Source organism: Candidatus Limimorpha sp. (assembly GCF_056203535.1).
Genome location: NZ_JBADWU010000039.1, coordinates 20895 through 34232 on the forward strand (window position 1 = coordinate 20895; position 13338 = coordinate 34232).

Genomic DNA, 13338 nt, shown 5'->3' on the forward strand with positions numbered 1-13338 from the left:
TTTTCTGATATTTGCAACCTTGATAGCGTGCAAAAAGAAGGGCTTTTTCAGCCTTTTTCATGCACCAAAAATATCAAGCAATACTACGGTTTACAAGCAATTTGAAATGACAGGCAACCATATAGAAATATGGAACAAATGTTTATCGGTAATAAAAGACAACACCGAAGCACAAAGCTACACAACGTGGTTTGAACCTATTGTGCCCATTTCGCTTGTCGACAATGTGCTCACCATTCAGGTGCCGAACGAGTTCTTCTACGAGTATTTGGAAAATCACTATATCGACTTACTAAAGAAGACCATCAAGAGAGTGGTTGGTACCGATGGTAAGCTCGTTTACAGCATCGTCATGGACAGCGGCGATAGCTCCGCCACCATGAAACTGCCGAGTTCGAACCGCACCGACCCGAGGAACCAACTGGGACGTCCCGCTCCCGAAAAGTTGTCAGAAGTCCCGATGAATCCTTTCGTCATTCCGGGGCTGAAGAAACTCGTCATCGACCCACAGCTGAACGAAAACTACACCTTCGATAATTACATTGAAGGCGAATGTAACCGCGTGGCGCGTCAGGGCGGTTTGGCCATTGCCAGAAATCCAGGCAAGACGGCTTACAATCCGCTGCTTATTTACAGCAATACAGGTTTGGGAAAGACGCACCTCTGCCATGCCATCGGATTGGAAGCCAAACGTTTGCATCCGGAAGCCACCGTATTGTATGTTCAAGCGGAACAATTCACCAACCAATACATCACTGCATCGAGAAATAAAAATCTGAACGATTTCGTCCATTTCTACCAAATGATTGATGTGCTGATTATCGACGACATTCAGTTTTTGGCCAAAAAGTCGATGACGCAGGAAACTTTCTTCCACATTTTCAATTACTTGCACCAAAACAACAAGCAATTGGTCATCACAAGCGATAAGATGCCCTCTGAACTGCAAGACATGGAGGCGCGTTTGCTTTCGCGTTTCAAATGGGGCTTGACTACTGAGTTGCAAATGCCCGATATTCCGACACGTTTTGCCATTCTTCAGAATAAGCTCTATACCAACGGCATTGTCCTTTCCGACGAAGTGGTGGATTATCTCGCATCCAATGCCAGAACCAATGTGCGTGAATTAGAGGGTATTATGATTTCATTAGTGGCTCAATCGGTACTCAACAAGAAGACCATCACCCTCGATTTGACCAAGCAAATCATCGACCGATTCATCCGCAATTCCGTCAAGGAGGTTTCGGTGGAATACATCGTCAACGTGGTGTGTGAATATTTCGGCATCTCCTTTGACCAGCTGGCATCGGGCACGAGAAAACAGCAAGTCGTCCAGGCACGCCAAGTGGCCATGTTTCTCTCGAAAAAATATTCAAGCTCCAGCCTCACTTCCATCGGAATGCAATGTGGCAAGAAAGACCACGCCACCGTTTCTCACGCCTGCAAAGCCATCGCCGACCGGTTGGAGACCGACAAACAATTCAAGGCAAAGCTTGCCGACATCGAAAAGAAGATTTTATCATAATCCATTCCATAATGATTACTGGAAAATTCGGAAAACTTTACTTAGTTCCAACCTTCCTTGGTGCCACCAAGCCTGAAAAGGTTTTGCCCGCAGGAACCTTGGAAATTGTCAGGAAACTGAAACATTTTGTTGTTGAAAACACGCGCACCACGCGCCGCAATCTCAGCCGTTTCGGCATGGATACGCCCATCGACGAAATCGAATTCATAGAGTTAGACAAACACAACGCCCGTAATTTAGATCTCATGGAACACCTCGGTCCCTGCCTCAACGGTGAAGATATGGGACTGATGTCGGAAGCAGGCACACCTTGTGTTGCCGACCCGGGCGCTTTAGTCGTCGATTTGGCACATTCCGCTGGCATTCAGGTCGTTCCGCTTACTGGACCAAACGCCATGATTTTGGCTCTGATGGCTTCGGGATTCAACGGACAGGCTTTCGCTTTTCACGGTTATTTGCCCATCAAGAACCCTGAAAGGCAAAACGCCATCCGCGAACTGGAAAGACGTTCAGCCGCCAACAACGAGACGGAACTTTTCATCGAAACGCCTTTCCGCAACAACGCCATGTTGGAAGACCTCTGCAAAAACTGTCACCCTTCGACACGCCTTTGCATCGCCTCCAACATTACTTGCGAAGACGAACAGATTATCAGTCAGGATATTGCGGAATGGAAAAAATTCAAAGGCGATTTGAACAAAAGACCTGCCGTATTCCTTATTTATTGCGAAGCAAAAGGATATTGGCACAAATCAAAATAAGAGAGCATGAGAACGCGAGGCCACGGAAAAACGAGAATTTACGAACCTTTAAACCTCAAACCCCGAAATCTTGCATCCCCACATCTCCGTAGTCTCACATCCAAATATTATGTACCAGTTAATTTCAGAACATTCAAAAAAAATAAAAGCATGATTGGAACAACTATCATTGATCGTATCTGCTTCATAGAAATGCAGAACCCCGACCACTTGAATTGCCTTAGCGAAGAACTTTGCATGAGCATGATTGAAGCCTTGCATCAGGCTTACGAAAAAGAATGCGTTGGCATTGTCATCAAGGCACAATGCAGTAAAAGAGGCGTTTGGAGTGCAGGCCACGACATTCGCGAGTTGCCTCAGGATGGCCACGACCCGCTTGCTTTCAACGTCCCGATGGAGAAACTCCTCCGCAATGTCCAGGATGTCCCAATCCCCGTCATTGCATACGTCGACGGAACCGTTTGGGGCGGTGCCTGCGACCTTTGCATCAGCTGCGACATGATTGTGGCGACCGACGCGGCCACTTTCGCCATCACGCCGGCAAAAATCGGTATCCCATACAATGCTTCCGGCATCATGCACTTTATCAATCAATTGGGAATCAACAAGGCGCGAGAAATGTTCTTCACAGGAACACCTATCACTGCACAAGATGCCTTGAATGTCGGTTTTGTCAACCAGATTGCGCCCGCCGACCAGCTTGAACAACTGCTCGAAGAAAAGTTCCTCAACCCGTTGCGCCGCAATTCGATTCTATCCATCAGTGCCATCAAGCGGCAGTTCCGCATCCTCAGCAAGGCATCCACAGTCATCTCTTCTGAAAGTTTTGAGCGCATAAACGCTTACCGTTCAAAGGTTTTCAATGGTGCTGATTATCGCGAAGGCATTAATTCCTTCATCGAAAAACGTGACCCTGTCTATAAAGGTAAGGCTTGCGATTTGGATAATAACGAAGGAAAATATTGAAGCACTGTCAAGCTCGTTGAGCCTGTCGGAATGAGATAATAAATTTCACTGACGTTTTTGCCTCTTCGACAAACTTAGGGAGCAATAGGAAGAGAGGAAAATAAACCACACATTTCATAAATTGAAGTTTATTTCTCCAAGTTTTTATATCTTTGCGCATCAATTTACGAACTTAAAATTATAAAACTATGGCAGTAATACAAATGACTGACGACCAGTTTGAAGAAGTCGTCCTGAAATCGGAACTCCCTGTAATGGTTGACTTTGGCGCTACTTGGTGTGGCCCTTGCAAGAAGGTTGAACCTATCGTGGAGGAAATCTCCGAAGAATACGCTGGCAAGATGATTGCCGTGAAATGCGATGTCGAGGATTGCAACGGAACAGCCGCTAAATACGGCATCATGAACATCCCGTCGGTCCTTTATTTCAAAGGCGGTCAGGTCGTTGACAAGAATGTCGGCGCCGCTCCGAAGAAAGTTTTCGTCGAGAAACTCGAGAAATTGTTCTAAACCCAAACGCGAAGCCGTCATTCCCGCGAAGGCGGGAATCTCCTGAGCCTAACGACTTGCTTGCATGGGCTTCCCATTCAAAGAAAGCCGTTTAGCGCAGGGGATTCCGGGTCAAGCCCGGAATGACGGCCTCCCATTTTAAAGTAGGTATACACTCGATGACGGATTTTTCCATCGATAGGAACCATTTGACGCAATTCGGCAGTCTGGAATTTTTGGCACGACAGATTGTCGAAGGTTTCATTACGGGTCTGCATAAAAGTCCTTTTCATGGTTTTTCGGTGGAGTTTGCCGAGCACCGGCTTTACAATTCCGGCGAACCGATCCGCCATATCGACTGGAAACTCTATGGCCGTACCGAAAAACTTTTCGTGAAACGCTACGAAGAGGAGACCAACTTGCGCTGTCAGCTGGTCATCGACCAAAGTTCGAGTATGTGTTTTCCGGTGCGCCAAAAGATTGATTTCGAGTATCCTAACAAATTGTTTTTCTCTGTCTATGCAGCAGCATCCTTGATGGAACTGATGCGCCGCCAGCGCGATGCAGTCGGTTTGGATTTGTTTGACGAGACCATCGCCTTTCACGAAGCAGCTAAGTCATCTGCCGTACACAACAAACTTATCTACAGTCAGTTGGAAGGCTTGATTGAAAACTACGACAAAACCAAAGCCAAGACGACATCAACGGTGCAATGCCTGCATCAGATTGCCGAAATGACGCATCGCCGCAGTCTCGTTGTGATTTTCACCGACATGCTCGACAACATGGAGGATTTCAACAAGATGTTCGATGCTTTGGAACACTTAAAATATAATAAGCATGAGGTGATTTTGTTTCATGTTTACGATGGCGACTTGGAGCAGGACCTCGATTTTGAAAACCGCCCGTACCGTTTTGTCGATTTGGAGTCGGGCGAGACCTTAAAACTCAATCCCGTTGAGATTCAGGAGACTTACAGAAGACTGATGGCCGAGCGCAAGGAAGCCATTCTGCGGCATTGCTATCAGTATCAAATTGATTATGTGGAGGCTGATATCAATAAGGATTACAACCAGATTCTTACCAGCTATCTCATCAAGCGCAGCAAAATGGGTTGAGGTTTTTGAAAAAGCCTTATCTTTGTCCGAAATTTTTTGGAAATGGACGACACTTTATATTACGATATTTTTGAAAAGAACCTTCGCAATGAGTTGGTTCGTGTTTGCACCATAGCAAATGAATTGACTGGCAATTTGTTACGTTCTGATGATATTGATGCGAAATGGAAAGATTTTGCTCCTGATTATATGGCCGATGCCATGAAACTCATCACTGATTATCCGACTGTCTCGGTGGCGTGGGCTGGCTACATGGGCATGGCAATTGCCAAATGGTGGGATCAGGATTGGGCTGTTTTCGGAGCTTGGCCTTATGCAAAACTCTTGGGTAGACGTGGTTTCGATGATATGGATGAGCATATTGTGCGCGACATATTAGGCATCAGATTAGAGACACCTGAAGCGGAAAAGATTGAGGAGCTGATGCGCCAGTGTGCTACTGTGGCGATTGGTTTTATCCGTCACGAAAACATTGAGCCACAAAGTATTAGAGCCTTTTATATTTATGCAAGAGCTGTGAAAGTGATGTATGAGATTGGGGCAGCCGTGGAATTGAAAAGATTAGGCTACAAATGGCAGCCCCTGATGTAGACGTCTTTTCTCCCAAATGAGAATAGTCCTTCTTGAAGTATTAAGTTAATGTTTTGATTTGCTGAAGAACAAGACGCTGTCTGTAAAATCAAGTTTGAAAACGATTTTGCAAAATACACAAAATCAATTATTTGACACATAATCCAGAAGGTAAAAATAAAAAAGTCGCTGTTTTTCAGCGACTTATAAGTGCTTTTTGTGGAGGATACCGGACTCGAACCGGCCACCTTCAGATTGCGAACCTGACGCTCTACCAGATGAGCTAAACCCCCAATGCGGCTACAAAAGTACAATTTTTTCTTTTTGGCAAGAACAATGATGCAGAATTAAATGTAATTTTGCAGCCTTAAAAATCTATCATCACTATGAATGTCGAAGAATATATCGTTGCCCGCGTCAATGCCTTGTTGCACAGCGACAATGCGAAGATAGTCAAACGCTTGGAAGGCGGAATGAGCAACTACACCTACATTGTTGAATGCCTTGGCAAAAAATACACTTACCGCGTGCCGGGCAAATTTGCCGAAAAATTCGTTGACCGTGTCGAAGAATGGGAAAACATTCAGGAAGTCAACAAGTTGGGTTTGAATAACGTTACGACCTACGTCGAAATCATGTCGGGCGAGAAACTGGCTGAATACGTCGAAGGCACCATCATGTCGGAGACGGACGTGGTTTCGTACAACGAAATGTCGGTCAAGGCTTTGAAGCAAATTCATGGCAGCGACTTGAAATTCAGGCCATACAACGCTTTCCAGCGCCTTGATGATGACGAGCGTTACTGTTTTGAAACAGGTTTCGAGCACCCAATAGAATACATACAACTCCGCAAGCAACTTGACGCCATGCGCCAGAACCATGCCCAAGTAAGGCAAGTGCCTTGCCACTGCGACTACCAGCCTACCAATCTGGTTATCAATGGCGATAAGCTCTACGTCCTCGACTGGGAGTTTGCCGGTATGAATGACCCGTTCTACGACATTGCCTGCTACGGCAACATGGGCTTCGACAAAGCCTTGTCCCTGCTTGAATCATACGTTGGACGCAAACCCACCAAGGAAGAGTTGCAACGCCTTTATTTCCACCGCGCTTTCCAGTGCCTGCAATGGTACAACGTGGCCATTTTCAAAGACAGAATCGGGCTTAGCAAAGACCTCAACATGGATTTCAACCAAGTCGCGCTCATGTTCTTCGGCATGGCCAAAGACCTGATTGTGTCTTACGATTCGCTCTGATTGGAAAAATCTTTTTATACCGACAAAAACGATAAAAACAGGATTTTTATAATCACAAGAAACACGCCATTCGTCAAACCGAGTGACGTGTTTTCTTATTCTCTCATAAAACGTTCAATTTCATTCTCATTCATCGAACGAAATTCGTATTCATGAATCACTTTTCCATTTTCCAACAACAGAATGACAGGGAAAACGCCATTGGTGATTTTCAGCAAGTTGATGGCATCTTCATAGATTACGTCTTGATAATTTTGCGATTGCGAAAGTTCATAAAAACGCGACTTGCCTTCTTCGGATCCCATGAAAACGTAACAAATGTTTTCGGCAGGGAAGCCATTAAATTGTTGCATCAGAGAGAGTTTGTGCGCAGCCTTTTGGCAATAATCGCAAGCCGTTGAGAAAAAGCAGACAATTTTTTTGTCCTCATCGAGATGTAAACTGTCCAAAGGCGGTTTTTGCAAAGCTGCATCAAAAAGTTCAACATTCAGGTTTTGTTGCGGCTTGTATGCTGATGTGAAATTGTCGGGCGGCGAAACTGCGAAAATGCCAATAGTTGACACGACAATGATGCCCGCCAAAACGAGCCAGTCGTTACGGAAACGGATGCCCTTTACCTTGTAAACCAAGGCAAAAAGCGTCATCAAGACCACATTCTTAATGATGGATTGCCAAGGATTGAATTGCAAAACATCACCAAAGCAATGGCAGCTGTCGGTGCGGCCAATCAGTTGAGCGTAGGCCAAAAACAAAGTATAAGCCAAAAGCATTGTCATACAGCCCCACCACATCAGTTTGTGGAAGCAATTGGAAACCAATCCGATGCCAAAAACCAACTCGGCAATAATGGCAGCGCGTGCAACCAAAAACGAGAAGTTGAGGCTGAAAAAATGGTAGCTGTAGACATAAATCTCAAACTGATCCATATCCGCAACTTTCAGGATGGCCGAAACGATAAAGACCAATCCCAAGACGATTTTCAGCACCCAAGGCAATGTCTCTTTCAGTTCTTTCATGGTAAAAAATAAGGCATACGCCTTTTTTGACATACGCCTTAATATCAATAAGTTAAAATATTACTAATTCCAAAACTCCCACCAATGATGTACATCTTCACCAGAGACTTCCTCTTCCGAAACCTCAACACAAGTGACTTGACCCCAGCCCACAATTTCCTTTGCACGGTCATTGCAGGAAGAACGGTCAAGGATGATATAATAGTCCTGACCTAATTCAACAGCTTCGTCATCAATAATCGCCGTGCAGCGGCAATATCTTGTCTTTTTGCATGAAGAACAAGCCACTACAAGAATCAGTGCAATTGCTATCAAAACTTTTTTCATCGTCGTAAATATTTCGTGCAAAAATATAAAATTTCTGCAAGGCAATGAGACTTTTGTGTTTATTTCTGTGTACATTTGCAAAAACATTCATTCAATCATCAAGATGCAAGACTTTGAAATTCAGAATACTTTAGCCGATTTGTGTTGCTCAATCGGCGAAACACCCACGGACATCAAAAGCATTGCCGAATCAGGCTCGTCGCGGAAATACTACAGGATTTTCACCCAAAACGGCAGCCTTATCGGAACTTTCAGCGACAACACGGAGGAAAACGAAGTTTTCTTCAGTTTCAGCCGCCATTTTTCCGGAATCGGATTGAATGTTCCCAAAGTATTGTGCATCAACGGGAAAAAGGATTGTTACCTCCAAAACGATTTTGGCGACGACAGCCTCTTTGCCCACATCCAGCAAGCCTTGATGACAAAAGGCTACACGCCGCAACTCATCGAATCGTTTCAAAAAGTCCTGTATCATTTGGTGCGTTTCCAGACCGAAGGACATCAAGGTTTAGATTACACGAAAGCCTATCCGTCAGCAAGTTTCGACCGTCAAGCCATCATTGACGACCTGAATTATTTCAAATATTATTTTGTCAAGCCGCATCAGGAAATCATTTTCAACGAAACGCGGCTCAACAACGATTTCAACGCCTTTGCCGATTTCGTCAGCACGGCGCCCAACGATTTCTTCATGTACCGCGATTTCCAGTCGCGCAACATCATGATGAAAAATGGAGAGCCTTATTTCATTGATTTCCAAGGCGGACGACGCGGCCCATTGCAATATGACGTGGTCTCGCTGCTCTATCAAGTCAAGGCGCAAATGCCACAAGACCTTCGCGACCAACTCATAACCTATTATAAAAAGGAACTATCCGCACACCTCGACCTTGATGCACTCAAATTCGACGAATATCTTCCCTGTTTCGTTTATCTACGCCTGATGCAAGTGCTTGGCGCATACGGTTTTCGCGGTCTCATTCAGAAAAAATCACACTTCCTTGAAAGCATTCCTTTTGCCCTCAAGGAAATCCGTTTGCTGAGCGAAACCACCCCTCTGCCACAATTTGCCGAACTGCAAAGCGTCATCATTCAACTCAAGCAATTGGAAGAACGCTACACGCCGAAACAAGCTGGCTGTCTGACCGTTACCATCAACAGCTTTTCATTCCGCAAAGGCTATCCCGACGATTTCAGTGGCAACGGCGGCGGTTTCGTCTTCGACTGCCGCGCCTTGCCCAACCCTGGCCGTGAACCCGAGTTCAAAACCAAGACCGGCCGAGACATTGAAGTCGTTGAATATCTGCTTGCAAAGCCACAGACCCATGTTTTCCTTGAACACGTGAAAGGCATTGTGGCGCAAAGCGTCGACAATTATTTGGAGCGTCATTTCAGCAACCTGATGCTCTCATTCGGCTGCACGGGTGGCCAGCACCGCAGCGTCTTTTTCGCCCAAAGCATCTACGACTGGTTGAAAAAAGACTACCCCAACATTCACCTCATTCTCAACCACCGCGAAAGAAAAATCAGGGAGGAACGTAAGCCATGAACACCGCAATGATTTTAGCCGCCGGATTAGGCACGCGGCTCAAGGAACTGACCCACGACAAGCCAAAGGCTTTGGTCGAAATCAACGGCAAGACACTGTTGCAACGCACCATTGAGACCCTCATTGCCAATGGTTTTGAGCGCATCATTATCAATGTGCATCACTTTGGAAATCAAATCATTGAATTTGTCAACACACACACATTCAATGCCGAAATCCTGATTTCCGACGAACAGCAGCAACTCATGGATACGGGCGGAGGAATCATTCAGGCCACTCCCTTTTTCACCGATACCGATGCCGTGCTCATCCACAATGTCGACATTATCAGCGATGTAAACCTCAAAAAACATTATCAGGATTTCATCCATTCGGGCGACGATGCCTGGCTCTTAACGCAAGATCGTGAAACGGTGAGAAAACTTCTTTTCAATACTGAAAATCAACTCGTTGGTTGGAAAAACAAAAGTACGGAGCAATACAAATGGGTACACGATGCCACCGAAAACTACAAGGAAAAAGCTTTCAGCGGAATGCACATTTTCAAGCCAACGCTCTTTGCCGATTTCGAGAAAAAACCCGTCAGCGTGATTGACTTATACCTTAATTTGGCACAACGCAAACAAATCATTTCCAAAGAGATACAGACAAATCTATGGTTTGATTTGGGAAAGATTGAACAGATAAAATCCGTTGGCGAAAAACTGAAAGAAAACGAAAAACGTAAAAATTAAAAGAGTTCAAAATTGTTCAAAACGTGCATCGCAGAATGATTTTATCGCACAAAGCGCATTTGAACAATTTTGAACAACATTTATTATCCATGAACACACCTTTCATCAGCCGATTAGCGCAACACATCACGGCCAATTTCGACCTGAAAAACCAGAACCTGACCATCGTCTTCCCGAACAAAAGAGCGGCATTTTACCTCCGTTCCGAGTTCAAGCGCATCATTAACGGCAACATTTGGCTGCCGCAAATGCTCTCCATCGAGGAAGCCGTCACGCTATGGAGCGGCATCACGCTTGTTGACAATTTGGATTTACTTTTCGAACTGATTGACATTGATGCCGAACTGCATCCCGACAAACTGAAAAGCGACACCGACCTGCGCGTTTTTGGCAGTCAGGCCACACAAATGGCAAAGGATTTCGACGAAATCGACCAATATGACGTCAATGCACACGACCTTTTTAATTTCATTGTCGCCGATAAGGAACTGCAAATCTGGAACTTCGACGAGGAACGGCGCAAGGAAAAGGAAAAGAAATACTTGCAGTTTTTCCATTCTTTGCATGACTATTATCTGAAACTGCGCGAGAGACTTGCCTCACAAGGCAAAGGCTACTATGGCATGATTACGCGGCAACTTTCACACCTCAATGACGAAGAACTTTCAAAAAATGTCGGCGACCGTTTCATCATCTTTGCCGGTTTCAACGCCTTGACCCGTACCGAAGAAGCGATTATCGAAAAACTCGTCTACAACGGAAAAGCCGAAGTCATATTCGATTACGACCGCTATTATATTGAAGATGAGAACAATGAGGCCGGACTTTTCGAACGCCGTTATCAGGAAAAACATGGAAAATGGCTGGCCAATGGCATCAGCGAAAGACTTTTGGAGGAAGGAAAAAACATCCACATCATTTCGTGCAGCGGCAGCACCATACAAGCTAAAGCCCTGCAAGACAACCTGCAAGACATCAACGACAAAGACACGACCGTCGTCCTTGCCGATGAAAACCTGCTCATTCCCGTGCTGAACGCAATTCCCGACACAACAACATACACCGACCTGAAAGTATCAATGGGTTATCCGCTTCAGCAAACACCAATCAATCAACTCATTAAGGAATACTTCATTCTCCAACGTGGGAAGAAAATCAAGCGGAAAATCAGTGTAAAAGGCGAAGAAAGAAACATCGAAGGCTGGTATCTTTGGCCGATTTTGCGACTCATGGACTTGGAAATCACGAAAATCATTTTCAGTCAGGCAGAGATGCAAGCCTTCTCAAAATGGAAAAAAGAAGCCGTGGAAAAAGGCACTTTCATTTTTGAGGAAAACAGCCTTGAAGATTTCAAGAAATTCCCTGATTTACAAAGTTTTCTCCATCTCATCCTGAAAGCCAGCGAAACGCCTGGACAAATTCTGGATTCCATCAGGGAAATGCTGTGTTTCGTGGCGCAAAAAACGCAGAAACAATCGCAGGACAGCGACCTTCTTTTCCTGCTCAACCAAGTCAGCGAGATCGGAAAAATCATCAACCGCCTCGATTTGGTCATCAAGAAACACGAGGAATATGTCACTGATGCACAAGACGTTGAACTTCTTTTCCGATTGGTCAGCGTTGGTAATGCCATCAAACTCAATAGTAGCACCACCGACGGACTGCAAATCATGGGTCTGCTGGAAACCCGTAACCTCGATTTTGGAAAGATTCACATTCTGAGCGTCAACGAAGGCATTTTGCCCGCCGAGAAGCCACAAGGCAGCTTCATTCCGAGTTTCATCAGGAAAGCCCACGATCTGCCCGGCTACTATGAAAAGCAAGCCGTTTTCGCCTACCATTTCTACCATTTGCTGCAAAGCGCCAACGACATTTATCTCTATTACAACGATGTAGGCAACAAATCGGGCGGCGAACCCAGCCGTTTCATTCTTCAGATTTTGCAGGAATTGCCCAAACGAAACGCAAAAATCCGCATCACGGAAGAACCTTTTGCGGGACAAACGGCCAATCCTGGCGAAATCAAAAACCTTGCCGCAGACAAAGGACCTGCTTTGGAAGAACTACAGAATATCATTTGCAAGAAAGGACTAAGTCCCACAGCCATATCGACTTACATCAATTGTCCGTTTAGGTTTTACCTGAAATACATCAAGAAAATCGAAGACAACAGCGTTGATGAAGACACGGGCAGCAACATCACCGGCAGCATCATTCACAAGACTTTTGAATCCCTATTCCAGCCTTATCTGTCCAATGATGGTCAAAGGCAAATCATTGATAAAGAATTATTTATCAACAAGATAAGGCCAAACGCGGAGAAAGAACTGCAAAAAGCCATCGAGGAAAAGCTGCCCGGCGGACTGTCGGACATCGGCTACAACTACATGGACAAACTCGCCTTGCACAAATGGCTCCACGCCTATCTCGACTACACCGAAAAATGTCTGGAAAAGGACGGACTTATCATGTTGGAATTAGAGAGCAATCTGAGCAGTTCCATAACAATCAACGGTTTACAATGCAATTTTGCAGGCTACGTAGACCGCATCGACAAATACGGCGACACCTACCGCGTGATTGATTACAAGTCCGGGAAAGTTGATAATGATTCCGTAAAACTGCCCTACCGTGAGGAAGGTGAAACCGACATCGATTATCTCAAGCGCATTCCTGAAAAGGCCTTGCAACTGCTGCTTTACAAATATTTTTACCTCAAGAAAAATCCGGACATCAGCCCGCAAGACATCACGGCTGCCATCCATAGTCTGCGCCGTTCCAAGGAAATGCAATGTGAACTTGTCAAAGCGATGCCCAAGAAAAGCGATTCTGCCGAAGTGCCATTCCTATTGGACGAAACCTTCACCGACGACATGGAAAAATTGCTCACCGCCTTGATTGAGGAAATGCTCGACACGGATATTCCATTCAGCCAATGCGAAGAAGGCAGTAAAGTTTGCGGATATTGCGAATTTTGCGATATTTGCAGACGGGAAAAGAAGAAATAACTGAAAGCAAAATCTTCAAA

General features: G+C 45.2%; 12 protein-coding genes and 1 tRNA gene. 10 read left to right on the forward strand and 3 right to left on the reverse strand.

What is annotated here, in order from left to right:
• Positions 1–106 precede the first annotated feature (106 nt).
• The 6 genes from dnaA (at position 107) to AC06MN_RS04435 (ending at position 5449) form a co-directional block, all read left to right on the forward strand.
• Positions 107–1525, forward strand: coding sequence for a chromosomal replication initiator protein DnaA (dnaA, locus tag AC06MN_RS04410; RefSeq protein ID WP_475671145.1), 1419 nt, complete (start codon positions 107–109; stop codon positions 1523–1525).
• Positions 1526–1536: 11 nt separating this feature from the next.
• A complete protein-coding gene (locus AC06MN_RS04415; protein WP_475671146.1) occupies positions 1537–2286 on the forward strand; it encodes an SAM-dependent methyltransferase in 750 nt (249 codons plus the stop codon).
• A 150-nt stretch (positions 2287–2436) separates the two neighbouring features.
• A complete protein-coding gene (scpB, locus tag AC06MN_RS04420; protein WP_475671147.1) occupies positions 2437–3252 on the forward strand; it encodes a methylmalonyl-CoA decarboxylase in 816 nt (271 codons plus the stop codon).
• A 188-nt stretch (positions 3253–3440) separates the two neighbouring features.
• Complete coding sequence (trxA, locus tag AC06MN_RS04425; protein WP_475671148.1) at positions 3441–3761, forward strand: thioredoxin; 321 nt, start codon at positions 3441–3443, stop codon at positions 3759–3761.
• 158 nt (positions 3762–3919) lie between these two features.
• Positions 3920–4858: a DUF58 domain-containing protein gene (locus AC06MN_RS04430; RefSeq protein ID WP_475671149.1), complete on the forward strand. Its 939-nt coding sequence runs from the start codon at positions 3920–3922 to the stop codon at positions 4856–4858.
• A 42-nt stretch (positions 4859–4900) separates the two neighbouring features.
• Complete coding sequence (locus tag AC06MN_RS04435; protein ID WP_475671150.1) at positions 4901–5449, forward strand: hypothetical protein; 549 nt, start codon at positions 4901–4903, stop codon at positions 5447–5449.
• 199 nt (positions 5450–5648) lie between these two features.
• Here the strand turns inward: AC06MN_RS04435 and AC06MN_RS04440 are convergent.
• Positions 5649–5721: transfer RNA gene (locus AC06MN_RS04440), tRNA-Ala, on the reverse strand.
• Between the two features lie 93 nt (positions 5722–5814).
• Between AC06MN_RS04440 and AC06MN_RS04445 the strand changes: the two genes are divergently transcribed.
• Positions 5815–6684, forward strand: coding sequence for a phosphotransferase (locus tag AC06MN_RS04445; protein ID WP_475671151.1), 870 nt, complete (start codon positions 5815–5817; stop codon positions 6682–6684).
• Positions 6685–6779: 95 nt separating this feature from the next.
• On the opposite strand, the gene AC06MN_RS04450 is transcribed toward AC06MN_RS04445, so the two are convergent.
• On the reverse strand, positions 6780–7733 hold the full coding sequence (locus tag AC06MN_RS04450) for a DoxX family protein (RefSeq protein WP_475671152.1): 954 nt from the start codon (positions 7731–7733) through the stop codon (positions 6780–6782).
• 30 nt (positions 7734–7763) lie between these two features.
• Positions 7764–8027, reverse strand: a complete 264-nt coding sequence (locus AC06MN_RS04455) for a hypothetical protein (protein WP_475671153.1) — start codon at positions 8025–8027, stop codon at positions 7764–7766.
• A 103-nt stretch (positions 8028–8130) separates the two neighbouring features.
• Between AC06MN_RS04455 and AC06MN_RS04460 the strand changes: the two genes are divergently transcribed.
• The 3 genes from AC06MN_RS04460 to AC06MN_RS04470 all read left to right on the forward strand — a co-directional run bounded on the left by AC06MN_RS04460 (position 8131) and on the right by AC06MN_RS04470 (position 13318).
• Complete coding sequence (locus AC06MN_RS04460; protein WP_475671154.1) at positions 8131–9576, forward strand: RapZ C-terminal domain-containing protein; 1446 nt, start codon at positions 8131–8133, stop codon at positions 9574–9576.
• Positions 9573–10310 (forward strand): sugar phosphate nucleotidyltransferase, encoded by a 738-nt coding sequence (locus AC06MN_RS04465; RefSeq protein WP_475671155.1) that lies wholly within the window; start codon positions 9573–9575, stop codon positions 10308–10310. The genes AC06MN_RS04460 and AC06MN_RS04465 overlap by 4 nt, the downstream gene beginning before the upstream one ends.
• 89 nt (positions 10311–10399) lie before the next feature.
• Complete coding sequence (locus AC06MN_RS04470; RefSeq protein WP_475671156.1) at positions 10400–13318, forward strand: PD-(D/E)XK nuclease family protein; 2919 nt, start codon at positions 10400–10402, stop codon at positions 13316–13318.
• The last annotated feature ends 20 nt before the right edge of the window (positions 13319–13338 follow it).

Bases quoted from the DNA above. Each gene is read 5' to 3' on its own strand.
- scpB (WP_475671147.1), top strand. From the start codon at position 2,437: ATGATTGGAACAACTATCATTGATCGTATCTGCTTCATAGAAATGCAG.
- AC06MN_RS04445 (WP_475671151.1), top strand. From the start codon at position 5,815: ATGAATGTCGAAGAATATATCGTTGCCCGCGTCAATGCCTTGTTGCAC.
- dnaA (WP_475671145.1), top strand. From the start codon at position 107: ATGACAGGCAACCATATAGAAATATGGAACAAATGTTTATCGGTAATA.
- AC06MN_RS04430 (WP_475671149.1), top strand. From the start codon at position 3,920: ATGACGGATTTTTCCATCGATAGGAACCATTTGACGCAATTCGGCAGT.
- AC06MN_RS04415 (WP_475671146.1), top strand. From the start codon at position 1,537: ATGATTACTGGAAAATTCGGAAAACTTTACTTAGTTCCAACCTTCCTT.
- AC06MN_RS04465 (WP_475671155.1), top strand. From the start codon at position 9,573: ATGAACACCGCAATGATTTTAGCCGCCGGATTAGGCACGCGGCTCAAG.
- trxA (WP_475671148.1), top strand. From the start codon at position 3,441: ATGGCAGTAATACAAATGACTGACGACCAGTTTGAAGAAGTCGTCCTG.
- AC06MN_RS04450 (WP_475671152.1), bottom strand. From the start codon at position 7,733: ATGTCAAAAAAGGCGTATGCCTTATTTTTTACCATGAAAGAACTGAAA.
- AC06MN_RS04435 (WP_475671150.1), top strand. From the start codon at position 4,901: ATGGACGACACTTTATATTACGATATTTTTGAAAAGAACCTTCGCAAT.
- AC06MN_RS04455 (WP_475671153.1), bottom strand. From the start codon at position 8,027: ATGAAAAAAGTTTTGATAGCAATTGCACTGATTCTTGTAGTGGCTTGT.
- AC06MN_RS04460 (WP_475671154.1), top strand. From the start codon at position 8,131: ATGCAAGACTTTGAAATTCAGAATACTTTAGCCGATTTGTGTTGCTCA.
- AC06MN_RS04470 (WP_475671156.1), top strand. From the start codon at position 10,400: ATGAACACACCTTTCATCAGCCGATTAGCGCAACACATCACGGCCAAT.